This is a genomic window from Haloferula helveola, assembly GCF_037076345.1.
Classification (GTDB): domain Bacteria; phylum Verrucomicrobiota; class Verrucomicrobiia; order Verrucomicrobiales; family Akkermansiaceae; genus Haloferula; species Haloferula helveola.
In genome coordinates this window covers 293,407-315,616 of sequence record NZ_AP024702.1, presented here as the reverse complement: position 1 = coordinate 315,616, position 22,210 = coordinate 293,407, and the positions used below count along the sequence as shown (strand labels likewise).

Annotated in this window: 10 protein-coding genes; all 10 read left to right on the top strand. The window is 62.7% G+C overall.

Annotation, left to right across the window (positions count from 1 at the left end; all coding sequences use genetic code 11):
* Window positions 1–154 precede the first annotated feature (154 nt).
* Genes HAHE_RS01005 through HAHE_RS00960 form a run of 10 tightly spaced genes read left to right on the top strand, consistent with a single transcriptional unit; the run spans window position 155 to window position 22,185 of the window.
* Window positions 155–1,909, top strand: coding sequence for a tetratricopeptide repeat protein (locus tag HAHE_RS01005; protein ID WP_338687756.1), 1,755 nt, complete (start codon window positions 155–157; stop codon window positions 1,907–1,909).
* Window positions 1,910–1,956: 47 nt separating this feature from the next.
* Window positions 1,957–4,278: a tetratricopeptide repeat protein gene (locus HAHE_RS01000; RefSeq protein WP_338687754.1), complete on the top strand. Its 2,322-nt coding sequence runs from the start codon at window positions 1,957–1,959 to the stop codon at window positions 4,276–4,278.
* A 33-nt stretch (window positions 4,279–4,311) separates the two neighbouring features.
* Entirely contained in the window at window positions 4,312–12,063 is a 7,752-nt protein-coding gene (locus HAHE_RS00995; protein ID WP_338687752.1) for a tetratricopeptide repeat protein, read from the top strand.
* 14 nt (window positions 12,064–12,077) lie between these two features.
* Complete coding sequence (locus HAHE_RS00990) at window positions 12,078–12,461, top strand: GxxExxY protein (RefSeq protein WP_338687750.1); 384 nt, start codon at window positions 12,078–12,080, stop codon at window positions 12,459–12,461.
* An 8-nt stretch (window positions 12,462–12,469) separates the two neighbouring features.
* On the top strand, window positions 12,470–19,828 hold the full coding sequence (locus HAHE_RS00985) for a tetratricopeptide repeat protein (protein WP_338687748.1): 7,359 nt from the start codon (window positions 12,470–12,472) through the stop codon (window positions 19,826–19,828).
* 3 nt (window positions 19,829–19,831) lie between these two features.
* Window positions 19,832–20,179, top strand: a complete 348-nt coding sequence (locus HAHE_RS00980) for a hypothetical protein (RefSeq protein ID WP_338687746.1) — start codon at window positions 19,832–19,834, stop codon at window positions 20,177–20,179.
* 31 nt (window positions 20,180–20,210) lie between these two features.
* Window positions 20,211–20,855, top strand: a complete 645-nt coding sequence (locus HAHE_RS00975) for a MotA/TolQ/ExbB proton channel family protein (protein ID WP_338687743.1) — start codon at window positions 20,211–20,213, stop codon at window positions 20,853–20,855.
* Window positions 20,855–21,268 (top strand): biopolymer transporter ExbD, encoded by a 414-nt coding sequence (locus tag HAHE_RS00970; RefSeq protein ID WP_338687740.1) that lies wholly within the window; start codon window positions 20,855–20,857, stop codon window positions 21,266–21,268. The genes HAHE_RS00975 and HAHE_RS00970 overlap by 1 nt, the downstream gene beginning before the upstream one ends.
* Before the next feature lie 3 nt (window positions 21,269–21,271).
* Window positions 21,272–21,691 (top strand): biopolymer transporter ExbD, encoded by a 420-nt coding sequence (locus HAHE_RS00965; RefSeq protein ID WP_338687738.1) that lies wholly within the window; start codon window positions 21,272–21,274, stop codon window positions 21,689–21,691.
* Between the two features lie 20 nt (window positions 21,692–21,711).
* The gene (locus HAHE_RS00960) at window positions 21,712–22,185 is read left to right on the top strand and encodes a hypothetical protein (protein ID WP_338687736.1); all 474 of its coding nucleotides are present in this window, start codon (window positions 21,712–21,714) and stop codon (window positions 22,183–22,185) included.
* Window positions 22,186–22,210 lie beyond the last annotated feature (25 nt).

Genomic DNA, 22,210 nt, shown 5'->3' with positions numbered 1-22,210 from the left:
ATCCGCGATCAAAATTCGCGTTTAAGCTGACCGCATACGGGCCGAGGTCTCGTAGGTGCGGATGTCCGGTTCTATCCAAGTCAAACGCCGCGGATCGTGGAAAAGATTCCTTCGGCGTCTGGGTAGTTTAGAGCTGGGCGATACCCATCGATTCATGACGAGAAGAAAGGAAGGACAAGGGGCGAACACCGCGTTTCGGATGCTGGCGATTCTGTTCGCCGCGGGGTTGGCTACCGGCGACCTGCAGGCGCAGAAGGCGGGGGAGGAGATCGGGTATCCCGGCGAGGCGTTTGCCAAGCTCGACACCTTCGAAGGCTTGAATCTCGAGGATGCGGACAAGCTCTACAACAAGCAGGACTTCAAGGGAGCGTATGCGGCCTACAAGGCCTACTCGTTCGAGTTCCCGAAGAGCGAGGCGCTGCCCTACGTGCTGCTGAGGATGGGTCGCTGCCTGCACAAACTCGACAAGCGCAACGCCGCGATCAAGGCCTACCAGGATGTCGTCGACTACTTCCCCGATGATGTCCGCTACGCCGCCGCCGCGCTCTATCACATCGGCGAGTGCCATGGTCAGAATGGCGACGGCGCGAAGAAGACCGCTGTGTGGGCGCGGATGGTGAAGGACGACGACTACGTCGCCCAGCCGAACTCGGGGTCCGCGCTGACATACCTCGGAAAGGCAATGGAGGAGTTGGGACGGTTCGACGAAGCGGCCGAGTATCACTGGCGAACCGCTGTCGCTTTCCTGAAGAGCAATCCGAGAGCCGCCGAGGAGGCGCGCAAGGCGGTGCTTGCCCATTACGCGGTGCGGAGTCCGAACCATGACAAGCTGAAGGAATTCTACGTGGCGGCGAACGGCTTCGATGGTCGCGGCCAGAAGACAGACAACCCGGAGGAAGACCCGCGTTACTGGTCGGCGGCTCTCGGCTCGGCGCTCGGGACCGGTGATCCGGAGAAACGGGTGGAGGCCTGCTCCTACTGGAGTGCGAAGATGGGTGACCGGTTCAAGGAACACGATGACCTCCGCAAGCTTTGGTGCGATGCCCAGATGGCGCACGAGAAGGACCGGGACTCGTGGGTGGCGCGGATGGAGAAGCAGTTCGCCGAGAAGTCGGCGGATGTCGACCGGGTCCTGCAGTGGTGCGGCTACTACAACGTTGTGCCCGAGCTCCGCGCGAAATTCTTCGCCGACAGGATCAAGGAGTTCCTCCCGGGTCTCAAGACGCCGGAGAAGCTTTCCCTGATGAACCGGCTGCGGCACCCGCTGGGGATGCACGAGGAGGCTCAACAGGTCATGCGTACGGTCAGCACCGACGGCATGAGCGACGAGGAACTGAGGAAATTCGCCGATTTCGTCGCAAACTACGAATCGGAGGAGGTTGTCTTCCGCTACTTTGCCCGGATGAAGGACAAGCTCTTCGCTACGAAGTCCCGGTTCGACTACTACAATGCCCGTAGTCATCGGAATCCTCCGAACATGGAGAAGGCGCTCGCCGAGTTGCCGGAATTGCTGAAGTCGCCGAAATACTCGGGCGGGCTGATGCTGACGAAGGCCCGCCTGTTGCAGGGGCTGGGTCGGCACGAGGAAGCGATCAAGGCGTTTCGTGCGGCGAACGAGCAGCCCGCTTCGACCTGGGGCATCACCGACTGTCTGGTGGCCCTCGGAAGCTATGACCAGGCGATCAAGACCGTCCGTGAGCTTGAAGCGGTCGGCGGCGGAGTCGCCTCCCAGGCCTGCATGAAGGCGGCCGATATTTACCGGGTCTCCGGCGACAAGGGCAGGGAGGTCAACCAGTTGAGGACGGTCCTCAAGCGTTACCCGAAGAGCAGGGAGTCGAGCGACGCCCACAACCGGCTCGAGAGCTACGGCGTCGCGCTGACCGGAGGCGAGGCCGAGGCCGAGGAATGAAAGACCATCAGGAAAAGAGAATCTCCGCCGCACGGCGAACCCCCATCATGAGCAGCTTCAGTAAGAACGAGTGGAACCGCCGGATCGTGGCGGCCGCCTGCATCGCGTTGATCCCCGGACTCCTGCCCGCGCAGGAAGAGGAAGGCGGATCAGGTCGCGAGCGGGTTTCGGCGGACATCGACCGCCAGGCCAAACACCTCTACGACAAGGCGATCGAGCTGATGGAGTACAAGCAATACGAGCGCGGGCTCGCGATGCTGAACACCGTCGTGCGCGACAACCAGGGCACGATGCTTGCCCACATGGCGCACATGGCGATGGGCAAGCACTTCCTCGATCAGCGCAACACGCAGGAGGCGCTCGGTCATTTCCTGCTGCTGACCCGTCTGCTCGCGCCGGTTCCCGGAGAGAAGCAGCCGGAGGACGAGGAGGCGCTCTACCACGAGTCGTTGTTCCAAGCCGGCTTCTGCCATTACCAGTCGGGCCAGTATGCCGCGGGCTTCCCGCTTTTCCGCCGCCTTACGGAAGTCGCGGGCCGGACGAAGTGGGCGAACATGGCCTACTTCTACATCGGCATGAGCCACTACAACCTCAAGAACTGGAATAAGGCGATCGACTCGCTTTCGCTGGTCGGCACCGAGGTCGAGGGTACGGAGGAGGGGAGTGACGATCTCGGCCGCATCGAGATCGGCGAGCGTTTCTACGCCAAGATCCAGGACGCGGACGTGCCGGTGATGCGCAAGCTCGGAGTCGAGGTCAAAGCCGAGGTCAAGGTCAGCAGTGGCGACGTCGAGACGATCACCGGTGTTCCGGTCCCCGGGAAACAGCACGAGATGCTTGCATCGGCCCCGACCGCGCTCGGTGATCCGAAGCCGAACGACGGGGTGATCCAGATGGTCGGTGGTGACACGCTGACGGTGACCTACGTTGATGACAGTACTCTGGATGGCGAGAAGGGGGTCGAACGCACCGGCAAGGTCCGGGCGGTGAGCACCGGAACCGTCGGGTTTTACCTCGGCGACCACTCGACGCCCGCTTACATCGCCTATCCGGGTCAGCCGCAGGTGGTGATGCTGCGCGACGCGGATCTCGATACGTCGCCGAAGGCCGAGTCGCTGACCTTGCTGGTGACCTCCCGCTACAAGGTCGAGGCCAAGGACGCGGCAGAGTCGGAAGACATGCTCGATATCTTCGCGCTTGAGGACGAGGAGGAGGACGTTTGGAAGGAGCGCGACAGTGTGACGGTGAAGCTCGAGGAAACCGGAGAGGGTGACCAGATCCGGACCGGGGCGTTCCTTGGCAAGATTCAGCTGGCACCTGTGGAGGATGGTGTGACGCCCGACGGCAAGGACAACGTCCTGCATTGCGACGAGCTCGATGAGTTGGTGGTGACCTATACCGACGCGGTCCATCTCTACGGCGACGAGCCGAGAGAGACCGAGACGAAGATCAAGGTGTCCGGTTCGGTGAACTCGGGGGTGACGGCTGACCAGTATGTCGTTTTCGAAGAGTTGCTGAAGGCCCGCAAGGGTTCGGTTGAAGCCGAGGCGCTTGCCGGCCTTGGTGGCATCTACAAGGACATGGGTCTCGATCAGCGGGCGGCGATGCGTGCAAACGAGGCGCTCGACAAGGTCGACCCGATCATCGTGAACCGCAGCAAGCTGCCTGGCGATCTTGTCGAGCAGGCGTTCAAGCTCAAGTGGGAGAGTGAGCTGCTGAAGGATGACTTCGATGCGGCCACGGCGACCTGTCTGGCCTTCAACCGGCTTTACCCCGAGTCCGTTCTGGCGGACCAGGCGCTGATGACGCTAGGCCGCAGTCTGACCGACCGCGGCGATTACAAGCAGGCGGTCGATGTCTACGGTCGCGTGCTGGAACTGGAGAATCCGATCTCCGGTGCCGAGGCGCAGTTCAGGATCGGCGAGGCGCTGCAGAAGGAGGCCGAGGAGATGGCCGAAGCGGCCGACGAGCACAACAGCAAGTGGGGCAAAGCGGGTCTCAGCAAGGAGACGGCCTTGCAGAACCGGATGAGCCCGGCGATCCGCGCCTACCGGCTGACTTACGAGACCTATCCCGAGAGCTCGTTTGCGGCGGAAGCCCTCGGCCGGGTGGTCCGTCACTACGTCGATACCGAGGACTTCGCCCAAGCGGCGGATCTTTTGGAGAGCGTCTTCAGTGACTATCCGGATGCGGCTTTCCTCGATGAGATGCTGCTGTTGTGGGCCAACGTCGGTTTCCGGATGGGCGACAACGAAACGGCGAAGGCAAAGCTCAGGCAGTTGATCTTCGACTACCCGACCAGCAAGCACGTCACCGAGGCACGCAAGAAGTTGGCGGCACTCGAGGAGGAGTCGGAAAGCGGCGAGTAAATGACTTCCCGGTCCCGATCCAATCCTCTGACCATGATGGCGATTTTCCGAGTCCGGTCTGTTTTTCCGCTCGCCTGCGGGGCACTGCTCGTCGCGTTCCCTGAGCGGATGTACGCCGCGTCTTTCGAAGAGCAGCGGGCATCCGTTTCGTCAGCGGTTGAGACTCAGCCGGAGTCGGCCATGCTCTCGCTGCTCAAGGCGGGGATCGACGAAGGTCGGCCGGCCCAGGCGGTGACCTTGGCCGAGGAGTGGCTGCGCCAGAATATTCCGCAAGATGCCGTGTTGCTCTATCACGCCGGTCGGGCCGCCGAGCTCGCCGGTGACTGGAAGGGGGCGGCGGCATTCCATCAGCAGTTCCTGCGGAAAGCGGCCGACCCGACGGGGCCCGAGGCCGACGATGCGGTGATCGCGGTTCACAGCCTGCTGATTGACCGCCTCGGCGATGGTGCTTCGGCCTACGCCTTCGGACGCACCCAAGCGCTGCATCTCGCGTCGAACGCGAGATTCCGCCAGTACGACCGCTGGTTCCTGGACGAAGCCGAGCGCCGCAATGACCGGGAAGGGGTCGCGCTTCGTTTGCTCGGGCTGGTGAAGACGAAGGTATCGGATGATCTGTTGCTCGCGCTCTACGAGGGTGACTTCCTTTGGCTTCTCAACTCGATTCGCGGTACCCGCCTCGATATGGCGCAGGATCGCCTGAGCGACGAGTTCGTCAGCCATGTTAAGGAGCTGACGGAGGGCATGACGTTCGATGAAGAGCTGAGACTGCTGCTCGACTGGCAGGTTTCGGTCAAAGCCTACATCATGGGCATGCTCGACGGAGAACAGGTGGAAGCTCCGCTTGCCGAGTCAAAGGCCCTGCTTGCCAGATTCCCCGGTTACGCCGAACGCGTCCAGACCGACTGGGCAGGCGGCAGCAACAGCCCTCACTATCGGGATGATCCGGTGAAGTACTGGCCGGATCGCGCCGACGAGAAGATGTCGCAGATTCGCGACGCGATTCCGAAGCTTAGTCCGCTCCAACTGACCGAGCTCCTGAAGACCTGGAGGCCGGGTTACTATGAGCGGGGACCGGAAATCCTTACCCCTGACGAATTCCGCAAATTCGCCGGACAGAATCCCGAACTCTTCAATACCCAGTTCGCCCCGAAGATTCCGTTCGACTGGAAGAACACGAGTCCCGCCGACGCGAGAGCGATGGTGGCATCTTTCGGCAAGAACCCGAGCCCGGACATCTCGATGCTCGAGGCGGTGGCCGCCGGTGGAGAGGAGAAGAACCTCGACAACGCAATCGACGCACTGCTTGGCAAAGGTCTCTGGCGCCTGGGTCGCGGCGAACTCAACGGTAGTTCTGCCGACCAGCTGTGGCACTGGGCCGGTCGCCCCGGGGGCAATGTGAAACGGGATCAGTTGGTCGCGCGCTCGAAGGCCTTGATCCAGGAAATCGACAAGCAGGCGGTGAGCGAGAAGACGCCCGCTCCACAGCGGCTCGCCGAGTTCCGGAGGCTTTGGAATGACGCCCGATCGAACCAGCCGACGATCGCCGACGTTCTCGGCCGCATTCCGCCGATCCTCCTGGTCACGCCCGAAGCGGTCATTGAACTCCTCCGTGACCCGAGCCCGATGGCGCAGATTCTGGCACGTGATGCGATCGTCAGGGGCGTCTCCGATGGCAAAGGGCCACTCAGTCGTGAACCCGCCGAGAGAGGGCTCAGCGCGGGCGTCTATAGTCCCTTGTTCGACCGTCTGATCAAACGGCATCGCGACGTGCGAACACTGACTGACCGAGGCATGTATTCGCCTCACCCGCTGCTGTCAGCCATCCAGGGACACTTCGCCGAGCAGCTGAAGAAGAACGAGCCAGATGCCGGCCTGGCAATGATCTGGCTGAACGCGCAGTTCCCCGAAGACAACGCGGCGTCGGTGAAGCTGATCGAAGAGCTCTACAAGTCACCCTCGTGGAAGAGCATGCCGCCGAAGGTTCGATACGGGGCGCGCATGTGGTTCGGCGAGAGGGTGATGAGCCCGGAAGTTATCGCAGTCGTTCAGTCGGCCGACGCCGATGTCGTCTGCAAGCCACTGCTGGGTCTCCTCCTTCCGCCAGGCGTCGAGCAGCCCGAACCGGATCCGGCTGCGGATGGCCCGAAAAAGAAAAAGAAGAAGAACGACCCGGCGACGGTGATTCAGCCCGGTCTGGAAAGGACCGTGGCGGCTCTGCGCTCAACCATTGACGGGCTGAAATCCTCGCCGGTCCGCCTGGAGGTGCGGGGACTGGATCGATTGGGGAAAGTCGAAGGCGATGTGCTCAAGGATCCGCAGGTCATGGCGTTGCTGGTCGAAATGGCCGACTCGCTGCGAATCGTTGAAGTGGATGCAACGGTGAGCAGTCACTTCCTCGCGAAGATCTCCGAAGAGAGGGATCCCGCAACGCTTCTCAAGTCGGCCGCCTACGTCTGGCGCGACGTTGAACTGAACCACCGTGCGCTGCCGCTGGTGATGGCTCTCACCGAGTCGCTCCTTGAAGCCCAACCCGAGGCCGCAGGAGCCTTCGCACGGGCGGGACTGGAAACCATCGCACGTCACCGCAGCGGCCACACATGGTTCGATCGCGAGTCTGACATTCCCCGCCTCAAGGCGTTGCGTGGCAAGGCGGCGATGAAGCTGGGTCTCATCGTGATCCCGGTTCCGAAGAATCATCCGGCGTATCCGGTTTACGAATCGCAGGCCGATTGGGTGACCGGCAATGACGACAGCGCATGGGAGAAGCTCGACGAACACTGGGAGGCGTTCATTCCGGTGCATCGTGAACTTTCGGTGAACTACCTGCTGTGGGTACTGCAGCGGACGCTCTACGCTCGCGACGAGGCCCGGCAGGAGGAACTGGTGAAGTCTTTGCTCAGCTGGGCAGGGGAGGCGGGGACGCCGCTGACTCCTGAGGAGCGGGTGAAAGTCGAACTGATGTATGGCGACATCGCGATGCAGCGTGGCCAGCTCCGCCAAGCTCATGAGATTTACGTCCGCACCCAGAACAACGAAGCCTATGCCGAGCTTCCGATCCGCCATCAGGCGACCCTGAAGCGTGCCGGTGCCGAGCGGATCGCCAAGGACTTCGACGCCGCCCTTCAGACCCTTAACGAACTCGAGCTCGAGCGGATTCCCGAGCTTTGGACACAGATCCGATACGCCCGTGCGGAGATCTACTTCGACATGGAGGAATACGATGACGCCAAGGACGACATCGACTCGATCCTCGCGAGGGAGCCCAATCATGCTGATGCCAAGATCCTGCTCGGCAAGGTGCAGCTCAAACGCCAGAAGCTGATGGAGGCCACTGAGGTCGAGCTCGGCTCGGCCACCAGCCAGAAGTCGCTGGTGCCCGGCGAGAACCTGAAGGTGACCTTGAGCGATCCGACCCTCGCCGTGTCGGGTGCGGGCACCGAGATCGAAGTCGTCGTGTGGGCCACATCCGGAGACAAGGAGACCTTCTTCCTGCGCCAGTTCGGTGACCAGAAGACGAAGTTCCGCGGCGAGGTTGCGACCGACCTCGGCGCCCCGGCGCCCGGCGATGATGTGCTGCAAGTCATTGGCGACGACGAGGTCTTCTACGCCTACTCCGAGCGCTTCCGCGAGAAGATGAACAATCTCGAAGAGAAGCGGGGAGGGCCGATCCGGATCGCGTCCGACGCGCTGCTGATGGCCTCGGCCCGCAAGCTGCTTACTGAAGCCGAGCAGCGGACCGCCGATATGGAGGCGGTGATGGCGGAGATCCGGCACAAGCCGAGTGAAAGCGCTACCGCCGAGGGCGCCGCCCGGGCCGCGGTGGCGGCCCGCGCGATGAGTGCCGAGGCGCGTGCCGAGGACCAGGGGTTCTCCGAGGCGGAGTTCCAGCGCTTCATCGCCAAAGTCGCCAAGCCGGGGAACCCGATCCACGTGCGGGTGATCGATCCGGACCGCAGTCGGACCGATGGGATCGACGAGCTTACCGTCAGTGCGAGCAGCACGAGCGGCGATACGATTTCACGGATCACCCTGAAGGAGACCGGAACGCACACCGGATGGTTCGAAGGCAGTGTTCCGACCACCGGAGCGCAGGCCTTGGCCTTCGCGCGCAACTCGGAGCCGGGCCGGAATCCGAACATGGTGATCAGCCCGAAGGCTTCGGAGTATCCTGCGTGGCGGCCGGTGCTGTCGGAGAACGAGACGCCGGAGTTCATGGTCGATCTCAATGACAACGTCGGACTCGGTGAGCTCACCATCACGGCGTCGGAGCCGGGCGCGAAGCTGCAGAGGTTCCTCGTCCAGGCGGGATTGAACAGCGGCGAGTTCCACACCGTGGCGGCTTATCCGATCGACCTGAAGGAGGCGCAGGACCCGTGGAAGCCGTCGGTGCTGGTGATGAATGATGCCGATGCGTTCCACAACAACGACAAGCGTGATCTCCACGAGGATTTCCGCGACGTCATCGCGCAGGTCGAGCGCGGTTGGCTGACCCAGCAGTATCACCAGGGGTATGCGTCGAATGTCGGCGGGGTGTCGGATGCGATGCCGGCCGAGGCGCTCGAGTCGAACGAGTGGAAACGCCAGAACCGCCACGACGTTTCCTCGGTGATCTACCGTTTCCGCAGCTACTTCTACGAGCCCCGCGAAGTCACCCGCAGGTTCCGTGTCGATCTCGGGGCGTTCACGATTCCCAAGGACACGCATCCCTCGATCGCGAGCACACCGCACTTCATGATCGCGGTGGACGGTCGCCCGATCACCGATGCCGAAGGACGTCTCGAGGGTGAGATCAATCTTCGGGCGGGGGTGCACCGTTTCGAGATCTGGGGCAGCGGATGGGTGAAGAACATGGGCTTCGGTGGGAGACAGCCGAAGCTGTTCACGAATCTGGATGACTCCGGCGAACTGGCCGAGTGTCCGGCGGAGTTCTTCGATCCGGCGGAGTTCCCGGAAGGGGTGCTCGACCACCGCAACTCGCCAGCCAAGGTGGTATCGGGGCCGGATGGAACGGAGTTCAAGGTGAACTTTGCCGAGGGATCGCGCGGCCGGGTGCTGCGATTGGTGATGCTCGCTCAGGAAGGACCGGTGCCGGCGCTCAACGCGATGATCCTGACGGAGCCTGATGGCACCGAGGTGCTGCCGGTGAAGGAGGACTTCGCCGAGCTGAACAAGAACGACACGCTCGAGATCCTCACCGGCGACCGCATCTCGGTGCGCTACGTCGATGACCGGTTCGCGACCGAGGAGAAGCAACGTCTCGAACGGACGCTCGACGTCTCCTTCACCGACGCGCGGGTCGAGTTCGCCGACATGGAGCCGCGTTGGAGCAACAAGGACGGCAAGGAGATGCCCTACTACGAGAAACTCCTGCGTTTCCCCTTCGACAAGCCGCTGTCGCTGGCGATCCACGACGCCGACATGGACACCTCGATCGAGCCTGACACCGTGATGGTGACTCTCGAGAGCAAGGCGGGTGGCAGTCGTGAGTTCGAGGCGGTCGAGACCGGTGATTCGACCGGAACGTTCCGGCTCAGGATCGTGCCGGTTGAAGGAGCGCCGGCCGAGCCGGACCAGTTTCAGGTCGGAAAGGGAGGGACGATTCTGGCGACTTACCGCGACGCCGAGAACGACCGGCCCGGCGTGCCGTACGACCGCATCGCGACGATCGAGCACGCTGCCTTTTCCGAGCCGCAGCTGTTGATGTCGCACGCAACGGTCACCCCATTCGAAGGAGAAGCGATGCGCACTCTGGTTCACGGATTCGAGCGTCGCGACTACCGCGACCCCGAACGCGAGCGGGTGGCGAGCGAGCGGATCCGCGAACGATGGCAAATCGAGAACACCATGGTGCCCAGCACCGAGTCGCCCGAGGGCGGGCTTGCCGCGGTTCACGGACGGCGGCTCTACCTCGAGCTCGTCGCGCCTCAGCTGGCCTTGGGTGTTGCTTCCAAGGTGATGCTGTATGCTCAAACGGAATCCGGCCGAAAGGCTGCCGCGGCGGATGGAGCCGGTGCTGCTGACGCTCCCTTCGACATCACCGTGCCGGGAACGATCGCGTTGACCGGGGGGCTCGGTTCGACCTTCGCGCATCGCGACGAATGGCGGACGATTCCCGAGAATCCGATCTACGCGGGCGGTAGTGTCGCGAGTTCGAACGAGGTGTATTTCGACCGCTTCCGGATGTCGGTGCCACTGGTGGCCGGACTGCTTCCGCCGTTCGGGTCGATGACCGAGGAGGAAATGGACGAACTCGAGGCGCAGGCGAAGAACTCCCGAAGTGCCGCCGATGCGCTCGACCAGATGCGCCGGATCGGTGGATTGGTTGTCCAGCCGGGCGAGAAGGTTCACTTCGGTTTCCTCTACACCGACGAGCAGGGTCAGGAGCGGTGGCTCACGGCTTCGACCACGGTCATCACCCATCCGGCCTTCGATGTGATGGCCGAGGACTATCGGGAGCCGATGACCAGCGCGTATGTGGGCGAGTCGCTCAATCTCCGGGTGGTCGACCTCGGCGGGGACGTCAGTGACGAAAGTGACGTTGTCACCGTGCTGCTGCAGGCGAAGTCCGGAGCGAAGCACCGGGTCGAGCTCCGCGAGAGCGGGCCACACACCGGAATCTTCAAAGCCGGCTATGCGTTGTCGTATGCCAAGGCGAACCAGCCCGAAGCGAGTGTGGATGCCGCCGGGCATGACGTCCGCCGCGACGGCTTCCCGGTGATCTATGGCGACACCGTGGCGGCCCGCTACACCGATGCCAACGGCGTGAAGTCGGAGATCCACATGGTTTCGATCAGCAAGGGGGCGGACGGCACCATCGAGCCGTTCTCCAAGCAGTATGAGGATCCGGAGATCGCGATGCGCACGCAGTTCTCGCTGGCCGAGGCCTACCTCGAGATGGCGAAGAGACACCGCAGGCTGAACGAGCCGGAGGCTGCGGAGATCGAATATTCCAGCGCGAAGCAGTTGCTGTCGAAGGCGATGGACCAGTTCACTGATCCGGAGACCCGTGCGAATGCCGAGTATCTGCTCGGAACCCTGACGATGGAGGAAGCCGACGCGACCGAAGAAGGCGAACTTCAGGAGACACGGTATCGCGCGGCGCTGTCGCGTTTCCTCAATGTCACCGGAAGCTATCCGCAGACTCTGCCTGCCTCGAAGGCGCAGTATCAGATCGCGGTGCTCTACGAGCGTCTGAAGGAACCGGAGATCGCGGCTCAGGAGTATGTGAAACTCGCCTACAAGTATCCGGACTCCGAGTTCCTCGCGACGTCGATGGCGCGGCTCGGCACGCACTTCCTCAAAAAGGCCGCCTCCTATGAGGAAAAGGCCAAGCCGTTGCTTGAGCAGGTCGACAACAAGGATGCGCAGTTCGAAGGCGAGGCGATGCACAAGATGGCCGTGCGCGAGTACATCAAGACCGCGCAGATTTTCGGTCGTCTGCAGGAGCGTTTCCCAGGAAACGAGCTCGCCGGCGAGGCGGGGCTTCGGGCAGGTCAGGCCTACATGCGGGCTGACAAGGAGCAGGAAGCGGTGGACGCCTTCAAACGGGTGACGGACGACGAGGCTTACGACGGTCCGAAGGTTAGGGCGCAGGCGATGTACTGGACGGGCATGTGCTACCTCGATCTGCGGCAGCAGATGGCAGCCTATTCGATCTTCAAGCGGCTGACCTATGACTTCCCTGAAAGCAAGTGGGCCTCGTACGCACGCGGCCAGCTTTCGCAGGACTCCCTGCTGAAGCTGGAGAATGAACTGGAACTCGAACGCTTGGAGGCCGGGCAATGAATTCGGAACCACGAATGGAGACGAATGGACACGAATTGTTCCTGAAGGAGGAGGCCTACGCGGTGGTCGGTTGCGCTCTTGAGGTTCTAAAGGGGCTTGGTCATGGGTTGCTGGAGAAGCCTTACGAGAACGCGTTGGCGGTTGAACTTCGATTGCAGGGTGTCGAGTTCGAGCAACAGCCACGGTTCCCCGTGACCTACAAGAATGTGCAGGTCGGTGAGTATGTGCCTGATCTGATTACTCACGGCCAATTGGTGGTGGACACCAAAGTCATCGATCGAATCACAAGCCATGAATTGGGCCAGATGATGAATTACCTGAAGATCACCGGCCTCAAGGTCGGGCTGATCCTGAACTTCAAACACGCCAAGTTGGAATGGAAGCGGGTCGTCTTATGAGAGCATTCGTGTCCATTGGTGTCCATTCGTGGTTCCTTGCCGCGCTCGTGGCGGCGTCGCCACTCGATGACCGGATCGCCGCCTTCAAGGAGGCTCCGACCCAGACCGAAGGAGCGGTAGCGGACATCCTGAAGACCGGACTCGCCGAGCGGCGTTCGGCGCTGGCGATCGCGGCGGTCAAGCCGTGGCTCAACGCGAATCCGTCGGATTCCCAGTCGTTGCTGTTTCAAGCCGGCCAAGCGGCGGAATTCGCGGGCGATTGGACCGCCGCCGCGAGTTTCTACCGGAAGCTTCTCAAAATGCGGCAATTGAACGGGCAGATCGGGGCGAAGGCGGTTCCCGCCGCCTATCGGCTCCTGATCAACCATCTGGGCGACCCGGAGGCCGCGTATCTTTTCATGCGGGAGGAGGGAGCGCGATTGCGCGAGTTCGGCAATGCCCGGGATTTCGACCAGTGGTTCCTTGAGAGAGCGGTCGAACGGAACGATCTCGTCGCGCTGGCAAGATGGCTGGCGGCGATCCACAACTCCGACGATGCACTCGGGCCCTATGATGAGGCGCTCGACCGGCTCCTCGCGGAGCTCGAAACCTTCAAGCATGGAGGTGAGGCCCTCTTCGGTGAACTCGACTCAGTCGCGGCAGCCAAGAGAACCACCGCCGCAACCAAAGCCCGCATCGAGTGGGTGAAGCAGATCGTCCCGCTCGCTCCTGAGATGGCCGAGAAGGTGGGGGCTAAGGAGGCCATACACGATGAGTCGCTCAACCTTCCGCTCCAGACGGCGGAAGCCTTGGTCAACCTCCTTCCCTACGAAGGATCCGTCGCGGTGGCGAAGGGCTGGATGCACTACAATGCGGGCGACTCCGGAGTGTTCTCGCGCTTCGTCGATCCCCGTCGTGAGGAGAAGGCGGCGCCGGTGATCAGGGCGTTGTCGCGGATGTCGGCCGACGAAGCCCGTTCGCTTCTCTCACTCACGGTCGAAGAAGCCCGCGGGCGCAGGATGGCGCAGTATCTCCTGAGTCCGGGAGAGCTGAGGAATCTCGTGCCGGCCCTGCCGGAAGTGTTCAATACCTTGCTCGCTCCGGATGTTCCGCTTTTTGACAAGACGCTGACCCAGGAGCAGGCCAAGGCGCTGGCAACGGGGCTGGCCCGCAATCCTCATCTCGATGCGGCGTTGGTGCGGGCCTTCGCCAAGGACGAGCGACGATATTCGGCGGTCGTCGATGACATGGTGAAGACCGAACTCTGGCGCTTCGGGAAGATCGACGACGTCGCCCATCAACTCTGGCACAGCGGAATGTTCGATCGGGGTGAGGGGAAGTTCGAGGAGCCGCTGAAAGCATACAAGGATCTCAACGCCGAGTATGTGAAGCTCAGGAAACAGGTCGGCGGAAAGGCGGCGAGCGGCGAGCGGATGACGGCATTCCGATTGCTGCAGGCGGATCTGTTGTCGCCGGCACCGAAGGTCGCCGGATCACGCCCATTGTGGACTGAGCTTTTCGCCAATGCCCCGGCCGATGACCTGGTCACAATGATCAAGGCTCTGACTTCGAATCTGGAAGGAGAACGGGAGGTCCTGCTGCACGAAGCGCTGGCCCATGCGAAGTTCGCGAAGAACGGAAGACTGCCGTGGCAGGCGGGGATCTACGACAATCATTTCCGATACCATCAGGAGCCGACCCGGAAGGCGGCGCCCGAACTCCTCAAGCATCTGGAAGGGATGGTGAGGGCACAGATGAAGGCCGGCGAGTTTTCCGAAACGATCTTCGGCATGTGGCTGCACAGCGTCGATGTCAGGACCGACGAGGCGATCGAACTGATCCGTGAAATCATCGCGTCCCCCGCCTACACGAAACTGGATCCCGTCTACCGGGCCGCGGCCGCCGATTCAAACCACTTCGGCTACATTGCGATGACGGGGGAGCTCGCCGCGAAGAACCCGCGGAAGGTGAGCGCCGAGTTGCTTGCTCTGGAGGAAGGCGCGGATGCCGCCGCGGTCGAGGCGGCCTTCAAGGCGGTCATGGAGCGTGCCGCGCAGGCGCCAGTTCCGGTCGCGGTGCTCGGTCTGCAGCCGGTCGCCGCTTTGCCCGAATGGTCAGCCCCGACCCGGGAGATGGTGCTTTCGCTTTTCGCGGAGCAAGCGCCGCTCGGCGAGTATCCTTATCGCCAAGGATACGAACAGCTGATCGAGCGGTTGAGCAAGGATCTCAGTGAGGCAGGCGACTGGGGGGCGATCGAAGCCTATTCGGCCGGTCTCTGGCATGCTGCCGGGGCGCCCGACGATAACCGGCACTATCGTGGAGCGCAGTTCCTCGCGGATTTCGCTGAGGCAGCTCAGGAGAACGGTGCTTCGTCGATCGCGATGACCGTGGCCCGGGGCGGAATGAACGGCCGCACCGGACGCGCTCTCTCGACCAGCAGTGATGGACCTCCGTCGGAAGTGGCGGGACGCCTCCGTGGTGTCGCCGGAAAGGCGGCGGTGGATATTGGCGCTGTCGAAATTCCGGTCGAGGAGACTGCGGCGAGCTATCCGATCTTCAAGTCGAACGCCGAGTTCGTTCAGGGCAATGTCGAGTCGGCTTGGAGCCTCTACACCGAGCATGCCGACCAGTTGCAACCGGTGCTTCGCGAACTGTCCGTCGAGTACGGCTTCTGGCTGCTCGAACGCAATACGGCCGCCGGACGGACGGACGAGGCGGAGGAGTTGGTCAAGGAACTGACGATCTGGTCGCGCGAAGCGGCCGGTACGTTCAGCCTCGAGCAGGAGGCTCAGCTCAAGATCGCCTATGCGGATCTCGCGTTCCGCAAGGGTGCGCTGCCGACGTCGCGCGCGTGGTATCGCAAGGTCGCCGAGGCCGCCGAGTACGAGGGATCCGAGATGCAGCTCACGGCGGCGCTCGGGTCGGTGAATGTCGACCGGGTCTCGAAGAACTTCAGTGCGGCTCTCGAGGAACTCGACAAGCTGATGCGCCTCAAGAATCCGGGATTCCGGATGCGGGTCCGCTACGCGCGGGCCGAGGTGATGATGGATCAGGAGAACTACGCCGACGCGCTCGGCGAAGTGGAGGCGGTTCTGCGTGAGGAGCCGAAGCACCCGGACGCTCTGATCCTGCGGGGCAAGATCCAGTACGAGATGCGCAAGCTGGTGGAGGCCAGCGAGATCGAGCTCGGCCCTTCGCAGGATGACACCGTGCTGGTGCCGGGCGAGGCGGTGAAGATCAACCTGCGCGATCCGACCCTGAGCGTTTCGGGTGTCGGCGCCGACATCGAGGTCGAGATCTGGGCCAAGTCGGGCGACAAGGAGCGGGTGCTCCTTCACCAACTCGGCGACAGCAAGGAGAAGTTCCGCGCCGAGGTCCCGACTTCGTTGGGCCCACCGACGCCGGGCGACAAGACTTTGCAGATTCTCGGCGAGGACGAGATTCGTTTCGGCTACTCCGAACGCTTCCGTGCGAAGATGGATGACCTGCCGCCGGATCCCGAGGTGGTGATCAGCGTGGCTTCGGACGCCCATCTGGCATTCTCCGCCGGTGCGTTTCCTCCGCGTGAGGGGGAGCGTCGGCTCGATATCGAGGAGCTCGGACTTTCCTCCGCGCAGGCAGCGCTTGGAACGCGTGCCGTGCGCCCGGGCAATCCGGTCTACCTGCGCATCACCGATGCCGACCGCAGTGTGACGCCCGGCATCGACGAGATTCCTGTCACTCTCGAGGCCTCCAGCGGTGATGTGATTCGCCGACTGGTGCTCAAGGAAACCGCACCCTTCAGCGGCGAGTTCGAGGCGGTGGTGCCGACGACCGGAGCACAGGCCCTTGCCTTCGCGTCGGAGAGTGCACCCGGTCGCGATCCGAACATGGCGATCAGCTCGCTCGACTACCCGGGTTGGCAGGGTGAGGTCGGCGACAAATCGACGGTCCGGATCTTCGGCGTCGATCTGAATGACAAAGTCGGACTCGGCAAGATGACGGTCGATACCGGCGACGGTGGCGAAAGCCTGACCCACTTCGTTCTGCAGACGTCCATGAACGGCAAGGACTGGGAAACGCGGGCGCGCTATCCGGATGACCCTGCGCCATGGGACGGCCGGCCCTTGGTCACCTCATTCCCGACCTTCCGCGGCGGGATCGCGCTATCGGTGCCGGAGGACCGCGAGCTTCCCGAGGATTGGCTCGAAGCGATGGAAATCGGTTCCGCCCGTGAGTCGGTGGCGTTCCTTTCCGCGACGGTTCCCGGCCTCTCGGTCGAGGAAATGCCGATGGTGAGCACCGGTCACCCGGGTTACTCGGGATTGCTCAAGTTCCGCGCGTTGTTCTATCAGCCCGAAGCGGCGATCCGTCGCTTCCGCCTCGATGGTTACCCGCCGACCGACAAGGACGGAAAGATCAACACGATCTTCCTGATCGATGGTGAGCCAGCGGGTGAGGAGTCGGAGAATCCGATGTTGATCGAGCGCGAGCTTGGACCGGGACTGCACGAGATTGAGGTCTGGCGGCATGAGGGGCGTAACACGCTTCTCGAACGCAAGCCGGTCCTTTTCTGCGACGAGCCCGGTAAGGACGAACTCGTGCGCTGTCCGGACTCGATGTTCGACCCTGCGAGTTTCCCGGAGGGTGTGCGGAGCCAGATCGCGCAGCCGGCGAAGATCAGCTCCGGGACGGATGGCGGTCTGGAAGTCGACTTCGGCGATCAGGCGCAGGCGCGTCTCGTGCGCATGGTGATCGTCGGCTTCAAAGGGGTGGCCCCGGTCATCCGCAAGGTGACGCTTTCGAACCGTGACGGCGAGATGCTCTTGCCGGTGAAGCAGGACTACAAGGCGCTGCGGGAGAACGAGCAGCTTGAGGTGCTTCCGGGCGACCAGATCGTCGCACGCTATGAAGACCCGGTATCGGCCACTCCGAAACGAACGCGTCACGAGGGGCGGCTGACGGTTGCCTTCAACAACGGCACCATCACCGCGTCGTTCCTCAACTACGAGGTCAACCGGGAAGGGGAGCGCGAGCTGGTCCTCGAGCCGATCCGGCGTTTCCGTTTCGACGATGCCGTCGGAATCGTGGTTGAGGATGCCGATCTCGATGGCAGCGAAAAGCGAGACACGATCGAGGTCGCCGTGACCACCAGCGAGGGCGAGACGGCAAAGCTGGTGGCGGTCGAGACGGAAGAGCACAGCGGCCAGTTCGTCGGGCGGATTTTCCCGGTCGAAGGCGAGCCGTCCCGGAGCTCCGAGATCAAGATGGTTCCCGGCGGAACGCTGACGGCGGTTTACCGGGACATGGAGAACCTCGACCCGGGCATCCCGGCCGATCGCGAGGTGACGATCGGTCATGCACGGTATGCGGTTCCGGCTTTGAGTGCATATGCCGTCACCAGCGAGCCGCTGCCGCCCGCGCCGGAGAGAAAGGACGAGCCGAAGAAGGAGGCTTCCAAGGACAAGCGGAGCGTCGGCCCGGAAGTCGTGCATCCGCGGCGTGGTCTGATCTACACCCACGTCCCTGAGGACGGCCTTGCCGGCGACCCTCAGGAAGCGGTGCTGGGATCGCCTGTTCGGTTCGATGTGGTCGTTCCCCATCTGGCGCTCGCACCGAGCAGTGAGATCCGCGCCTATGTGCAGACGGAGGCCGCCCGCAAGGAAGCGGGAGTCACGGGTTCGGATTTCGACGTGAAAGTGCCCGGCACGCTGAAGCTGACCGGTGTCTTGGGTTCCGAGTCGATCGAAGCTCCCCAAGGATACATCCTCGATCATCCTCCGGTGCCGCCGACCAATGAACCGCCGCTCGAGGAGGGTCGCTTCTCGTTCAGCGTGCCGTTGATCCTGGGCGACCCGCCGACCCGCAGTTTCGCGACGAAGTCCGCGGCCGAGTTGCCCGATTCGGCGATTCCCGACGGATTGGCGGTGAAGGCCGGGGATATTGTCCACATCGGGTTCCCATGGCAGGACGAGGAGGAGAACGTCCATTGGAAGACGACGAGTTTCACCGTCGGGAGCCATGCGTTCCTCGATGTGATGGAGAATGGTTTCTCCGAAGCGCTGACCAGCGCGTATGTGGGAGAGAAGGTGTATCTTCGCCTGTTGGCGCCGGGACTGGACCGGGGTCCTGACCGGGAGATCGCCGAGGTCACACTCAAGGCGACCAGCGGTGCGACGACGAGTTACCAGGTTCGCGAGACCGAGGCGCACTCGGGTGTCTTCAAGGGTGTCTTCACCATCAGCTATGCCGACCAGGATCCGCCCGCGGAACTCCCGCCGGTCGAACTCAACGGCTTCCCGGTTCGCTACGGTGACGACATCACGGTGAGCTATGATGAGCAGAGCTTCGAGGTCACGGTGAACAAGGGTGCGGATGGTGTGATCGAGCCGTTTACCAAACGCTACACAGGCGACGAGATGGCGGTGAGGACCGGCTTCACCCTGGCGGAGTGCTATTTCGAGCTGGCGAAGAAGCACCGCGAGATGGAGCAGGAAAGTCTGGCGCGTCGCGAGATCGGTCATGCCCGCAAGTTGCTGGCCGAGGCGCTCGCCAGTCACAATGATCCGGAGCTGAAGGCGCACGCGGAGTATCTGCTCGGCAACCTCGCGCAGGAGTATGCGGACCTCGCCAAGAACGAGGAGGCGAAGCTGCCGATGTATCAGGATGCGCTGGCCCGGTTCTCGAAGATCCCGAGCGATTATCCGGAGACCGAGTTCGCGTCGAAGGCGCAATTCAAGACAGCGCTTGTCTACGAGAAGATGGGCGAGATCGAGAACTCGGTGGAGGAGTATGTGAAGCTCGCCTACAAGTATCCGGACGATGAGCTGATCCCGACCGTGATGTCGCGTCTCGGTGGCTACTTCCAGGCCAAGGGCATGGCCTCCAAGAAGAAGGCGGATCTGTATCGCGAGAAGGTAGACGACGAGTCGAAGGCCAAGGTTCTCGAGTATGACGAACTGAGCTACCCCGAGTTCCTCAATGCCGCGATGGTCTTCTCCAAGCTTCAGGAGCGCTTCCCGGACGATCCGCTTGCCGGGCTTGCGGGACTGCGGGCGGCGCAGAACTACATGCGGGCCCACCAGTATGAGGAAGCCATCCGGGGCTTTGCCATCGTGGTCGCCAACGAGGAATACGATGACCGCGAGATTCGTGCGCAGGCCCTCTACTGGAGCGGTCTCAGCCACGAGCGCTGGATCGGAATCATGGCCGAGGGCAACTACAAGGCGCGGGGCAACTCGTTGAACGAGGCCTACCAAACCTACCGCCGCATCACCTTCGACTTCCCCGACAGCAAGTGGGCCAAGTATGCTCGCGGAAGGCTGGCCGATCCTGTCTTCGCGCGAATTATCGAGCTGGAGGCCAAGGAACGCGAACGCATGATCGAAGCCCTGAAGGAGAACCGCTGAGCCGTGAACGAGAAGGAACGACAGCTGCTGCAGGACGAGGTCGGCCCCGCCGAACCGCGGCTCGTCGTGCTCAGCAAGGCGAAGATCGACACCGGTCTGTGGTGGCGCCGGACTCCGGTGTGGCTCTGCGTGGTCGGTGACCAGCTCGTCATGCTCTCTGTCGCCCGGCGCCGGTTCATCGAGCGCGTGTCCATCGCCGATTGTCCCTCCACCCACTACAACCACGCCTCCGGCGAGTTGGTGATCGAGCCCGGGGAGGATCTCTGGGTCAGCCGCTTCCCGATGTCGCCGGGCAATGCGATCCGACTCCTGGAAGTCATCAATCCGAAAGCCCTCTCCCTGACTCTCTGAAACTCCAGAACCCTCATCCCCAACAAGAACCATGTTAGAGCATCTACTGAAAGGCGGCCCGCTGATGGTGCCCCTGATCCTTTGCAGCATGATCAGTCTCGCGGTTGTTTTCGATCGCTGGATGGCCTTCCGCCAGAACCGCAGGATCGATACCCGGTCGCTCCGGTCGAGGGTGCTGTCGCACCTCCGGGCGGGTGACATCGATGCGGCGATTTCCGAGTGCGAGACGGTCAAGGGACCGATCGCGTCCGTGCTGCTCGCCGGTCTCCGGTCCTACCAGCACCTGCGCGGCAAGAACGAGAGTTCCGAAACGATGCGTCTGGTCGTCGGTCAGGTGATGGAGGACTACAGCGCCCAGGCGATGAGCGTGGTCAATCGCCGTCTCGACGTCCTGACGACGATTGCCGTGGCGGCGCCCTTGCTCGGCATGACCGGAACGGTCACCGGCATGATCGCCTCGTTCGCCGGGCTCGCCGAGGCCGGGAGTATCGGCGGCAGCGGGGGAGCGGTGGCCGACGGTATCGCCGAAGCCATGGTCACCACCGCCGTCGGCCTGATCGTCGCGCTGCTGGCCGTGATCCCCCAGAGTGTCTTCAACCGCTGGAGCGACGAGATCGAACTCGAGATCGAGGAAAGCACGAGCGAAGCGGTCGAATTCATCCTGACTCACCATTGATGTCGAGAAAGCGCTACAGCCGCGAAAAGAAGCACCGCACCGCGGAGGTCCCCACGGGTTCCTTTTCGGACATCGCGTTCCTTCTGATCGTGTTTTTCCTCGTCGCGGCGACGCTGGTGAAGGTGAAGACCATCACCGCCGACCTGCCGTCGGGTGAGAAGGCGCCCGAGACCCAGTCGGACAAGACGCCGATCGTGAACCTGCGCGGCATCGAGATATTCTTCAACGACAAGCAGGTCAACATCGAGCAACTGGGCGACCGGCTCGCCGCACTCGAACTCGGCAGCAAGGATCCGGAGCAACGGGTCATCATGCTCGAGTCGGCCAAGGGCACGCCCTACGAAAACTATTTCAAGGCCCTCGCGACCATCAGTGCGAATGACGGTGTGGTCGCGATTGTGGAGGAGGACTGAGGAATGAAGAAGTTGCAGCGCAAGAAGAGGAAGCCGATTCCCGTGCCGATCGCGAGCATGGGGGACATCGCCTTCCTTCTGATCATCTTCTTCCTCGTTTGCAGCGAGATCTCGAAGGAGAAGAACGATCTCCAGCTCACGCTGCCGTTCTCCGAGCATGTCAACAAGGTGAAGGTCCCGGTGGTCGCGCGTGTGGCCGTCGACGAGGCCGGAACCATCTATTTCGACGGGTCGCAGGTCGACGGGGCCAAGGATGTCGAGTGGGGCGTGCGTTCGCTCCTCACCGGCACGGTATCCGATGACCAGCGGCATGTTCAGTTCAAGTGTGACAGCACCCTGCCCAAGGAGGTGTTCGAACCCGTCCTCAAAGCGATCGCCGCCGGAGGCGGGATCATCGAGGCGGTGGGAGAGAAAGACGAGTGAATCCAACAAGCATCAGAGCCATGACCCCAAGTGATAAGAAAGAAGTCACCCCCGACGAGTTGCTGAAGGGCTTCGAGGGACGGAGCATGAAGTCGATCATCGTGTTCACGGTGATCGTCCACGTGATCCTGCTGGCAGGGACCAGCATTCCGTTTCTCCTGAAGTCGGTCTCCGGCGGCGCAACCGCCGAACTCACCGAGGCGGAGCGGATGGACAAGGCGGTGCGTGAGGCCCAGGCGGCCTTGCGCGACATTGCCGGCGAGCACGGAGTCAAGGCGCAGGATCTCAGCAGCCGTTTTGCCGATGGAGCTCCTAAGCCGGTCAGCGCCCCGGGTTCCACGGATGCCGAAGGTGGCGGCGCTGCGCCTGTCGACACGCCTCCAACCGAAGAGCCGGACGAGCCGAAGTCAGCCATCGAGGAAGAGATCGAGAAGGTCGAGCCGGGGCCCGAGTTGCCATCGGTCGAAGACGAGGAAGAGGACCTCTTCAAGTGAAGCGCCGCGACTGACCTCGAAGGAC

Bases quoted from the DNA above. Each gene is read 5' to 3' on its own strand.
- HAHE_RS01005 (WP_338687756.1), top strand. From the start codon at position 155: ATGACGAGAAGAAAGGAAGGACAAGGGGCGAACACCGCGTTTCGGATG.
- HAHE_RS01000 (WP_338687754.1), top strand. From the start codon at position 1,957: ATGAGCAGCTTCAGTAAGAACGAGTGGAACCGCCGGATCGTGGCGGCC.
- HAHE_RS00995 (WP_338687752.1), top strand. From the start codon at position 4,312: ATGATGGCGATTTTCCGAGTCCGGTCTGTTTTTCCGCTCGCCTGCGGG.
- HAHE_RS00990 (WP_338687750.1), top strand. From the start codon at position 12,078: ATGGAGACGAATGGACACGAATTGTTCCTGAAGGAGGAGGCCTACGCG.
- HAHE_RS00975 (WP_338687743.1), top strand. From the start codon at position 20,211: ATGTTAGAGCATCTACTGAAAGGCGGCCCGCTGATGGTGCCCCTGATC.
- HAHE_RS00970 (WP_338687740.1), top strand. From the start codon at position 20,855: ATGTCGAGAAAGCGCTACAGCCGCGAAAAGAAGCACCGCACCGCGGAG.
- HAHE_RS00965 (WP_338687738.1), top strand. From the start codon at position 21,272: ATGAAGAAGTTGCAGCGCAAGAAGAGGAAGCCGATTCCCGTGCCGATC.
- HAHE_RS00960 (WP_338687736.1), top strand. From the start codon at position 21,712: ATGACCCCAAGTGATAAGAAAGAAGTCACCCCCGACGAGTTGCTGAAG.